We start from the raw sequence: 11,283 nt of genomic DNA, 5'->3' as shown, positions 1-11,283 counted from the left end.
TCACTCGAGTTCCAATTGGGTTCGTTTATTCAGAAACGCCGGGCTCGTCACAATCACTTCGATCATGCTGCTGAAACGGTAATCCTGTTCCGCCAGCGTTGACCGCATTTGAGCAATCGTTGCCTCGTCGGAAAGCTGCAGTGTTCGCCCAAGTCCATACGCCAACAGTTTGCGGCACAAATTGTCAACAAAGTCGTCTTGTCGTTGGTTGCGAATGTATTGCAGCAGCCCCGCCAGTCCGCTGCCTACGCTCTTGTCCGGAAACACCGCGGTGTCATCCACGGCGCGGCCGCCAAGATCGGTGTCACGTGATTCGCCCACGGGTCCATAGCCTTCGAACGCTAAACCGAACGAGTCGATTCGCTCGTGACAGCCGGCACAACTGGAATCGGCACGATGACGCGCCAAGGCCTCGCGAAGAGTCAGATCACCGAGTTTCGATTCGTCCTCGGGCAATTCGGGAACGGTCGCCGGCGGCGCGGGCACATTCTCGCCGAGCATCCGTTTGACGACCCAATTGCCGCGTTTGACTGGACTGGTACGCAGTCCCGGCGAGTTGTACGTCAAAAAGACAGCCATCGGCAACATTCCGCCTCGTCCCCAGCGACTTGCCCCATCGAGTTTGCTCCAACCTTCAATGGAATTCGCAATCGGTTCGGCGGGCACGCCATAATGGCTCGCCAACTCGGGATTCACAAACGTGTAGTCCGCATACAAACAATGAAGCACCGAGGCGTCGCGAGCGATCAAGTCTAAGAAGAAGCGAATGGGTTCTTCGTACATGGCTTGCCGCAGCTCGTCAGTGAACTGAGGGAAACGGCCGCGATCGACTCCGTTGTGCTGTTCGAATCGCCGGAAATCGAGCCAGTTGCCTGTGAACTCCGTCGCCAATCCATGCACCCGTTCGTCCCGCAGCATGCGGCGAACTTGTTCGACCAGCACGTCGGGCTCGTGCAATCGCCCCGATGTGGCAAGTTCCATCAACGCCGGATCGGGCATGCTGGACCACAAAAAGTAGCTCAGCCGGTTCGCCAGCGCCACATCATCGAGCGGCTGCACGCCCGGCGTTTGCTGCGACGCAATCGTGTCACCACCGCCGTCACCCGGCAGATCGACGCGATAACAAAAGTGAGGTGACATCAACACGCGGCCCACGCTGTCGCGGATCGCATCTTCGTGACTCAGCCCATCGACGTCACGCAGCGTTTGATAAAACGCGACCACGTCGTCACGTTCCTGGACCGACAATGGGCGGCGAAAGGCACGTTCGGTGAATTCGACTAACGCCTGAACGTGGACCGGTTCCGACTGAATCCGCAACTGTTCCAGTTTCCGGAATGTCGCGGACATATCGTCAAAGTAGCGGCGGATCGCCGTCAAAGCCTGATCGCTCGATCCCAAGCGGCGGGCTTTGGCAATGTAAACCTCCGCCAGACCTTGGACTTTTTCTGCGGACGTCGCATCTTTGTCCTCGGCGCGATAACGATCAAATTCACGGTCCCGCATGAACGTCGAATCGGTGCGATCAAACCAAATGAAACCGCTGTATTGCCGCATCGGCGCGGACGTCACGAAATCAAGCTCGGTCCACAATCGATCGATCTGCCGCTGCTGCGATTCATCGAGCATTAAATCATACAGCGGCGCATCATCGCGAAAGTATCCCATCTGGCTATGGAATCCCGCACTCAAAAATCGTCCCGTCAACTTCTTTTCCGATTTCGCATCCAGGTACACTCGAGCGCGTTCGGAGATGTAAAAGGCATCGGGAAAAATGCTGCAGAACCGCTCAAGCGATTTGTGCATAAGTTCCTGTTCCGCATCCTCCGATACCGTCATTGCCTTGGCAGCAGACGATCCCTCCGTCAAACCGAGATTTCCTTCGGGCAATGGCGTGCCCGAGTAACGTCGACGATTCTCTACAAATTGCCGATTCTTCCACAGCACCAACGGTTGCGAGCCAATGTTCATTTCGGGTGAGGTCAAGTTCGGTACATCCGGAACCAAGCTTTCGCGTAGCGTCGTGACAAACTCGGCCATCTGCTTGCACTGCGCCACCGCATCGGTCTGATGTTGCTCGGTGACTCCGGCTGGCAACTCATGCCACATCGATTGTAGCGCCGCGATCACGCCCACCGATTCCGCATCGCCCGTCAACACTGTCCATAACGTCTCGGCATAGCGAGCACTCAAATCTTGCTGGCGAGCCAGTTCCGCCAGCGTTACGCCCGAGCGTCCCAGCGAGTCTCGATTTTGAAACTGCCAAAGCAACATGAAGTAGGCGTCGTAATCCGTCCGTTGCCGCTTGTAGAAATCGACAATTCGATTGACACAAAACTTGTCGCGATCGGTGGGGGTGATCACTGGATGAGTTGCGAATTCAAATCCCGTCGGCGTTAACGCCAAATGCTCTGACACGAACCGAGCAGCCGCAAGGTATTTTTTCAACAGGGCAGGGGACATCGTCAGCGATTCCCCCGAGTTGTCAAATCCCGCTTCGTTGGCCGGGTCAATCGGAAACGCGTTCGCCGGTTGGATATCAACGCCGGTCAAATCGCGGATTGTGTAGTTGTACTCGCTACTACTCAGGCGGCGGGCCAACACCACGCCTGGATCCCCAGCGGTGCGTTCGGCTTCGGCGTCGCGGACCGCTTTGATCCAGCGGACCACCGATTCTCGCTGCTGCTGTGTCGGCTGCTCGTCAGCATCTTCGGGAGGCATATCGCCCGATTCGAGCCGTTCGAGTACGACCATCCAGCGGCGAAAATTCTTGACAACCGATGCCACGTCCTGGTCAACGCTCAGATCCAAGTCACCTTCGCGAGTCACGTCGTTATGACAATCGGCACAGTGGGTCTGCAGCAGCGGCTTGACGGTGTCGCGAAACGTGACCGCCAATGGTTGTTCAGCGATCACGGTGACCGCGTTCATCACGAACAAGCAAGCAACAACAAAACGCAACGTTTTCATAGGTGCGTTGGACCAATGCGGGGCAGGGCAGGGGGGCTAAAAAAGGCAGCCAGGTGGGAAAGGAACGATGCATCGAGGATGCCACCACAGTCTACAGACTCTCCCCTGATGATGGTCACCTGAATTCGTCTTGCCAGGCGAGAAAACCGGAATTGAGCAGGAAAATCGGTTCTCGAGTGCGAAATGAGCCATGAGTTCCCCCGGCGAAGCCGAGAGTTAACCCAGCGAAGCCAAGAGTTAACCCAGCGAAACAGTTTCTTCGCAAGTCTTGGCGACACCGACTGCCGGTTTTCCGGTCGTTTTTAAAGTTGTTTTTGACGGGGTCACAGACCGAACCAACGGCACACGGTGTGCTTGTTGACCCCCTGAAGCTACCAAAACTTTCATCCCCCCGGAGGTTCATCATGAATGCAAACGCGATTCATCATTCGTGTTGGGTTCATTCCAATCCGCTGACACAGCGATTTGATCGATTGTCATCCACCCACACCAGCGACGTTGCCGTGGTGGGCGGCGGAATCACCGGACTTTCGACGGCCTTGGAATTACTCCATCGCGGATTCGGTGTGACGGTTTACGAGGCAGCGATTATCGGCGGAGGAACCACCGGCGGCAGCACCGGGCACCTGGACTCGCATCCGGAAATCGGCTGCGGCGAGTTGCTTTCGAAATTGGGTGAAACGGCAGGCCGCGAGTACGTCCAACTACGCCAAGCCGCGATCGCCGCGATTGAACACCGCGCCGCCAACGATTGCGATTTCACTCGCGTACCAGGCTACTACTATTCCGAAGATGCCGACGATGCCTCATCACTTCGTGACGAATGCGAGGCCGCCGCCCGGCTAGGGTTGCCAGTCGAATGGTGTGACAAGCCTCCGCTACCATTCGCAACCGTCGGCTTTCGAATCGACTCGATGGCCCGAATGGATTCGATGGCCTACTTGCGACGATTGACAGATTTGGTGGTCGAAGCCGGAGGTAAGATTTTCGAAAAATCGATCGCTCGCGTCTCGCTCGAAGAAGAAACTCGCGAGCTGTCCGTCGGCGACGGGACCGCCCACTTTGACCATCTGGTGTTGGCAGCCCACTGCAACAAATCCGATTCGATGCTATTGGACATCGAGACACCAGCGTATCAATCTTATGCACTACTGGCCGAAGTGGCCAATCCGCCCGAGGACGGATTGTTCTGGGACAACTCGGATCCCTATTTCTACACACGCCGCTGGGGAAGTGCGTCGCCGAACAAAATCATCGTGGGCGGCTGCGACCACCGCACTGGCGATGGCGACACCAAACAAGCGCAAGCGGACCTCGAAGAATATGTTCGTCAACGCTTTGACGTCCGCTCGATCGAGTCGCGATGGAGCGCCGAGCTGTTTGAACCGACCGACGGATTGCCGATGATTGGCAAAGTTCCTGGCAAGAAAAACGTGTGGATCGCGACCGGATTGAGCGGCGTCGGATTGACGTGGGGCACGGCGGCGGGATGGTTGATTGCCGACCAAATTTTTCGCGGATCATCGACGCTGCAGGATGCCTTGTCGCCCTCGCGACTAAGCGTTTCGGCAATCACCGGAGCGGTCACCGAGATGGCGGCTCCGGTCAAAGGGATGGCTCAGCGAATTCTGCCAGCGAAAAAAATCGATCCTGTCACCCTGCGGCCTGGCGAAGGGGCGGTAGGCGACGTCGACGGCGTTCATACCGCAATTTGCCGCGACAAAAGTGGCATGCTGCATCGCTGTGATCCCGTTTGCACTCATATGGGCGGCACGGTTTCGTGGAACGAAGCCGAACAAACATGGGACTGCCCCGTGCATGGCGGCCGATTTACCAACTGCGGGAAACGGCTTTACGGCCCCCCGGAACAAGACTTGCATTCACCCAAAACAGGAAAGCAATAAACCCTTTTTAAAAACGCACTGAGAAAATCGCCTGAGGATCGATTGCATGAACAAGTCAAAGACACGGGGAAACGCCAACTCGAAAAAAAGTCGACCACCCCAATCGCAAGATCGACAACCCGGCATCCAGGCTGAAATGGAACCGCAGCCACGTACGATTCGCGATGACTACGTTGGCAGTGACAAATTGAAAGACAAGGTTGCATTGATCACCGGGGGCGATAGCGGGATTGGTCGATCCGTCGCCGTGATGTTCGCTCGCGAAGGTGCGGACATCGCCTTTGTTTATCTGAATGAAAAAGAAGACGCCGAACAAACGCGGTCGCTAGTCGAGGCTGAAGGGCGAGTCTGCTTGCCCATCAAGGCTGACATCGGCAAGGCCGCTTCATGTACATCCGCGGTTGAGAAGGCGGTCAAAAAGTTTGGCCGTCTCGATATCCTTGTCAACAATGCGGCGGAACAACATCCGCAAGACGACATCGATGCGATCACCGAGAAACAATTGGTTGCGACGTTCAGTACGAATGTCTTTCCGATGTTCTATTTGACGCAAGCGGCACTGCCGCACTTGAAAGAGCATGCCGGAAGCTCGATCATCAACACGACCTCGGTAACCGCGTATCGCGGCAGCCCAGGACTACTCGACTACGCTGCCACCAAAGGCGCCATTGTGGCCTACACCCGTTCGCTATCACAGAAATTGGTGGAGGATGGGATTCGCGTCAACGCGGTCGCACCGGGGCCAATCTGGACGCCACTGATCCCTGCGACCTTTGACAAAGAGAAAGTCAGCAAGTTTGGTAACGACACGCCAATGGGCCGGGCAGGACAGCCTGATGAATGCGGCAGCTGTTATGTTTTTCTTGCCTCGCAGGATGCTTCTTATATCACCGGCCAGGTGCTGCATCCCAACGGCGGCGAAGTCATCAACGGCTAATCAACCGCGAACCCCGCCAACGGCTTGGAAAACCGTGCGACAATAGCTCTACAGTGCTTGCAGCGTCTGGCTTCAATTTGATCAGCGTGCTTGCCAGCAAACCGGGTGTTCGGGGCAATGTTTTCACTCGCAATTTGCAGTTTTTTCCGACGCACACCCCCTCGACGCTCCACCATCAATCACGTCCTGATTCTCGCGTCATAGTGTGCAATGGACGGGGTACTTGCGCGCAGAATCGACGGCAAAAACGTGCTCCGTGCCCGCTATCACGACAACGTCAAAGAGGCCGCACGGTTCTGTTTTGGCACGACGAATGCTTACTCAATCCGTTTCAATACCAGATCCCTTCCAACACCAGCAGCAGCACGTGCTATCCCCAAACGGCCGTCTGCGAACGAGCAGGTTGGCAAAGTGTCAATCGTCCCCCTGGAGAGTCCATTCGTGTGTACGGTCGTTCCCCCTGCTAAAAATGTGCTTGATGCGATCGGCAATACCCCATTGATTCAACTGAGTCGTTACCTTGATGTTGCCGACGTCACGTTGTTTGCCAAGCTGGAAGCGAGCAATCCGGGTGGCAGCGCAAAAGATCGTCCCGCTCACGAAATGATTCGTCAAGCAATCGAGCGAGGCGAAATCGACCGCAACACCACCGTGATCGAATCCTCTTCGGGAAACATGGGAATTGGACTGGCCCAGGTCTGTCGCTACTATGGAATGCGATTTATCGGTGTGGTCGATCCCCGAGCTCAACGTCAAAACATCGAGATCATGCAAGCACTCGGCGCCGAGATCGACTTGGTCGACCAACCACTCGAAGGGGACTTTTTAGCCGCCCGGCTCGCGCGAGTGTGCTATCTGCTGGAAACCACCCCCGATTCCTATTGGCCTAACCAGTATTCCAATCCTGCGAACCCGTTGTCACATCGCATCGGCACAGTGCGTGAGATTGACGAGGCGCTCGGCGGGCATCTCGACTATCTTTTTGTTGCCACCAGCAGCACCGGCGCTGCACAAGGTTGCCGTGATTTCCTGCGTTCGATGAATCGCTCGACTCAGATCGTTGCAGTCGACTCGGCAGGCAGCGTCTTGTTTGGCGGCACCGCAGGCGCCCGCATGATTCCCGGACTCGGCGCCGGCCGTGTGCCGCCGCTGGCACGCAACCAAACCTTTGATCATATCGCTCGCGTCAGCGACCTCGATTGTGTGATCGGTTGCCGCCGCATGGCACACCGCGAAGCAATGTTGGTGGGCGGTTCAGCGGGCGGTGTGCTGGAAACCGTCCGGCGGATGCAGAGTCAATTGAGCGGAAAAGTTTGTGCAGCAATCCTACATGACTCTGGCACACGCTATCTACAAACCATTTTCAATGACCAGTGGGTTGCAAATCAATTGGGATGTGACCCCGAAACGATCCGCCAGCGGGCGGGAATCACAAACGCAACGGAGAAAAAGGCGGTGATGTCATGAGCATTGGATTTAAATCAAGCGAACGTTTTAAAACGTCAGCAGAGTCGTCGGTGGACTCGACGTTTCGATTGGCCATTGTGGGTTGTGGACCGCGGGGAATGTATTGTCTCGAGCGTCTCACGCATGCGATCGAACAACAAAAACTTAGCGGTCCCGTTCAAATTGACATCTACGAACCAGCGGCTTACCCCGGCGCGGGCATGGTCTACGATCCGCGCCAACCAGAACATCTAAGAATGAATTTCACCAGCCGTCAGATTGACACACGGCATCCCGATCAGCGAAATCACCCTGTATCGAGTCACAACGTCATCTCAATGTCGTTTCTCGAGTGGGCTAAACGCAATCGTCCACAGTGGTCCGAGCCCGAGGGCTATGCACCGCGTGCCGTCGTGGGTGAATATTTGCACGACTGTTTTCAGCAAGTTCTAAAGCGATTGCGACCGCTGGCCACGGTCAATCTGTATCCGACGAAAGTGGTTGATATCGAACACGCCGACAACCGCTGGATCTTGAGCACGGCGGAGGACGACACGGCTTACGACGAAGTGGTTTTAGCGGTAGGACATGAGGGGTGGCGATCGGCTGAATCGTATCGCATTGGTGACGTGATCGCCGATATCCCGTGCGTGTTCCCAACCGAAACACGACTGTCGGCCGACGCGGTGCCGGCGGATTCGGTGGTTGCGGTTCGAGGTTTCGGATTGACGTGGATCGATGCCGCCCTTTCATTGACCGAAGGCCGCGGTGGCAAGTTCACAGAGATCGATGGCCGCTGGAGCTATCAACGTTCGGGCCGCGAACCCAAGGCAATCGTGCCGTTTTCGCGTTCAGGACGACCGATGTTGCCGAAATCGGCTGACATCCACCAACCGCAATTGGCTCCGATCTGGAATCGCTACACCAAACAGCTGCGGATTCTCGCTTCCACCGCTAAACTCACTCGCACCAGCGAAGACGAAAATGAAAAGCCGAACTTTCGCAGCGATGCTTGGCCGATCATCATCAACGCAGCCACCGACGCCCTGCACAAGCTTCGACCAGAGGTGGAACGGTTCAACGTCCGCCAATGGTTCCGTGATTGGTCGCGTTGGCGAGTGGTGGACAAGGAAGTCATCGCCCAATTGCGACACTCCTACGACGTTGCGACCGGCCGTAAACCCGTCGACGAAGCCTGGGCATTGGGGTTGGCGTGGCGTCAACTTTATCCCGCGCTGGTGGAACTGGTCAGCCAAGGTGGACTCGCCGCGGAGAGCGTCGACGGGTTCCAGCGAATTGCTACCGAAATGGAACGCATTGCCTTTGGTCCGCCAGCGGAAAATATCGGCCGCATTTTGGCGATATATGATGCTGGATTGATCGACTTGCGTTTTCTCGCCGATGGAACCCCAAATCGCGATGCAGATGGCTGCAAAACGTTGCAGTGTGGTCACCGCGCGATCGAAGTCGATCGCATCATTGACGCCACCATTCCAGGGCCCCATCAAAATGAACAAGGAGGCATTCTCGATCGATTGTCCAGCGATGCATTCGTGCATCACAACAATACCGGGCTGTGTGTCAACGATTCCGGCCGGCTGGTACAGCGAAACAGAAAAGCATTGCTAGGCATCGCCGTGTTTGGCCGGGTCACCGAAGGCAGTGTGCTGGGCAATGACACGCTCAGCCGTACCCTTCACACTCATTTGGATCGCTGGACCGAAAGTCTGGTCCGATCGAGATCAAGGACGGCAGCTTGATGACGGGGTTGCCAAATGGAACGACCGTCGATTTGAGTGCTGACGTCCAACGACAACCACCGTCATCCTGTTCACTTGATCGCGGCTGTGTCGGGGTCACACCGTTGACCGCCCGTCGCGAACCGTGGATGAATTCGCTGCTGCATGATCCCACATTAGCATCGCTGTTGGAGCAGCATGGATCGCCGCTGAACGTGGTGACTGCAGACCCGATGCTGGCGAACGTTCGAGAACTGAATGCAGTCGCGAAGGCGCGATCGTTGGACTTCCGCGTTTTCTTTGCCCGCAAAGCGAACAAGTGCTTGACGTTCGTCAACGCCGCACCGCTGGCGGGCTCAGGAATCGACGTCGCCAGCCTGAATGAGCTTGAGCAAACACTCCAATCCGGTATCGCCTCAAATGACATCATCTGCACTGCGGCGATAAAAAACGCGAACCTAGTCGAGGTTTGCGTTCGCAACGAAATCACACTGACAATCGACAACGAAGACGAATTGTCGCTGATCACCCACACCGCCGAGAAGCTAGCGAAACCTGCTTTCGTTGCGATTCGGTTGAGCGGATTTATTCATGATGGCAACAAATTGCACTCGCGATTTGGTGTCGACATCGAGCAATGCGAGTCGTTTGCCAAAGGAATCGCGGCCGACCATGTTCGCGTCACCGGGTTGCATTTCCATCTTGACGGTTATTGCGCACAGCAACGCGTCGCCGCGATCGATCAGTCATTGGCGGTCGTGCCGTCACTGAGGCAACAGGGGCATCCGATTGAATTCCTCGACATCGGTGGTGGGTTTCCGATCAGCTACCTGTCCAGCGGCGAGCAGTGGGAAACATTTTGGAACGAGCATCGTCGTGGGTTACTGCAGCAGCGACCGCCGCTGACCTATCGGGGTCATGGCCTAGGCTTGATTGCGGTGGATGGCAAGATCGTTGGCAAACCCAATAGCTATCCCTACTATCAAACGCCCACTCGATCCGCTTGGTTGGCCCAGATTTTGGATTCGCCGGTTGCCGACGGCACGGTTGCGGACCAAGTCCGCGACCACGACTTGCAACTTCGCTGCGAACCAGGACGCAGCATCTTGGACGGCTGTGGGATGACGATTGCCCGCGTTGAGTTTCGCAAACAAAATGCGGAGGGCGATTGGTTGATCGGATTGTCAATGAACCGGACTCAGTGCCGAACCAGCAGCGATGATTTCCTGGTCGATCCGATCGTGATTCCCCAGACCGACCGTTCGGAAAGCGAATTGCAAAACCAGAACCAGACCGAACCGATGGAAGGTTTCCTGGTCGGGGCCTACTGTACCGAGTCAGAGCTGATTTGCTTGCGTAAACTGCGATTCCCCGCGGGAATCCGCCGAGGCGACTTGGTCGCGTTCCCCAATACGGCGGGCTATTTGATGCACTTTCTAGAAAGTCGTTCACATCAATTTCCGCTTGCCAAAAACCTGGTCTATGACTCGCGTTCGCAAACGCCATGGATGCTGGACAAAATCGACGCCGAGTAAACTTCAGTTTTGTAGCAGTGTGGCATGGTTTTATAAGCAGCTACGCTCACCAGAACCGTGGATGTACGCGAGAATGGGCGATCGGCATCGGCACCTGTCGTCGCTTGAGACTTGAAATTGATATCAGACGCATTTCCTCGTAGGAAGAATCTTTAGCAAGATCCACTGCGTTAGTGATTAGCTTCGCACCGCTCGCGACTTCGGGTGTGAGGACGCCCGTTTTCTATTGGCATCCGAAGCCTGCCAAACATCGTACCTGGCTCCTCGTAGGCACGAGCTTTGCATCGTTGATTGGCCCAACATGACCGGGCTTTGCAATGTGTAATGGCAGCCTAAATTTTCGTTCCCCCAAATAGTGACGGATGCATCTTGAGATACCAAAAATTGAGCCGCTATTGGCGAATCACAGCGTCGGCAACAGGGTTGGTTGTTCCGCTTGCGATGGCCTCCACGGCATTTTCGCAGCCCCCCAATCCTCGGTCCGAAGTGACTGACAATCGTGCAGCAACGAATCAACAAACACCAGATCGTTCAGAATCCGAGCAATCCGAAGGCGTTGAATATTTGACGCGTGGCCCCTTACATGAAGCGTTCGCCGAGCCTTACGATGCGAACCCCGAACCGAGTCCGGTGGTGCAAAAGCAACCACCGGAACCGATCGACGAACTGCCTCCAGAGTATCGGCCTGATGGCAAAAACGTGACCTGGATTCCCGGCTATTGGTCGTGGGACGACGAACGCGAAGATTTCAT

Annotated in this window: 6 protein-coding genes and 1 pseudogene; 6 read left to right on the top strand and 1 reads right to left on the bottom strand. The window is 55.9% G+C overall.

Annotated features, from left to right (window positions below):
- Positions 1-2,970: a DUF1592 domain-containing protein gene (locus ABX962_RS18715; protein WP_372721556.1), complete on the bottom strand. Its 2,970-nt coding sequence runs from the start codon at positions 2,968-2,970 to the stop codon at positions 1-3.
- A gap of 404 nt (positions 2,971-3,374) precedes the next feature.
- Here ABX962_RS18715 and ABX962_RS18710 point away from each other — a divergent pair, with 404 nt between their 5' ends.
- The 6 genes and pseudogenes from ABX962_RS18710 to ABX962_RS18685 form a co-directional block, all read left to right on the top strand.
- Positions 3,375-4,874, top strand: a complete 1,500-nt coding sequence (locus tag ABX962_RS18710) for an FAD-dependent oxidoreductase (protein WP_372721555.1) — start codon at positions 3,375-3,377, stop codon at positions 4,872-4,874.
- Positions 4,875-4,920: 46 nt separating this feature from the next.
- On the top strand, positions 4,921-5,811 hold the full coding sequence (locus ABX962_RS18705; RefSeq protein ID WP_372721554.1) for an SDR family oxidoreductase: 891 nt from the start codon (positions 4,921-4,923) through the stop codon (positions 5,809-5,811).
- A 441-nt stretch (positions 5,812-6,252) separates the two neighbouring features.
- Positions 6,253-7,278, top strand: a complete 1,026-nt coding sequence (sbnA, locus tag ABX962_RS18700) for a 2,3-diaminopropionate biosynthesis protein SbnA (protein ID WP_372721553.1) — start codon at positions 6,253-6,255, stop codon at positions 7,276-7,278.
- Positions 7,275-9,017 (top strand): FAD/NAD(P)-binding protein, encoded by a 1,743-nt coding sequence (locus ABX962_RS18695; protein WP_372721552.1) that lies wholly within the window; start codon positions 7,275-7,277, stop codon positions 9,015-9,017. The genes sbnA and ABX962_RS18695 overlap by 4 nt, the downstream gene beginning before the upstream one ends.
- Positions 9,017-10,531, top strand: coding sequence for a Y4yA family PLP-dependent enzyme (locus ABX962_RS18690; protein WP_372721551.1), 1,515 nt, complete (start codon positions 9,017-9,019; stop codon positions 10,529-10,531). The genes ABX962_RS18695 and ABX962_RS18690 overlap by 1 nt, the downstream gene beginning before the upstream one ends.
- 369 nt (positions 10,532-10,900) lie before the next feature.
- A pseudogene (locus ABX962_RS18685) lies at positions 10,901-11,283 on the top strand (hypothetical protein); the annotation flags it as partial.

It is taken from the genome of Novipirellula sp., from assembly GCF_041583735.1.
Lineage (GTDB): Bacteria > Planctomycetota > Planctomycetia > Pirellulales > Pirellulaceae > Novipirellula.
This window is presented reverse-complemented; position numbering and strand designations above follow the sequence as displayed.

Excerpts from the sequence above, each read along its gene's own strand:
- ABX962_RS18695 (WP_372721552.1), top strand. The coding sequence starts at position 7,275 with ATGAGCATTGGATTTAAATCAAGCGAACGTTTTAAAACGTCAGCAGAG.
- ABX962_RS18705 (WP_372721554.1), top strand. The coding sequence starts at position 4,921 with ATGAACAAGTCAAAGACACGGGGAAACGCCAACTCGAAAAAAAGTCGA.
- ABX962_RS18710 (WP_372721555.1), top strand. The coding sequence starts at position 3,375 with ATGAATGCAAACGCGATTCATCATTCGTGTTGGGTTCATTCCAATCCG.
- ABX962_RS18715 (WP_372721556.1), bottom strand. The coding sequence starts at position 2,970 with ATGAAAACGTTGCGTTTTGTTGTTGCTTGCTTGTTCGTGATGAACGCG.
- ABX962_RS18690 (WP_372721551.1), top strand. The coding sequence starts at position 9,017 with ATGACGGGGTTGCCAAATGGAACGACCGTCGATTTGAGTGCTGACGTC.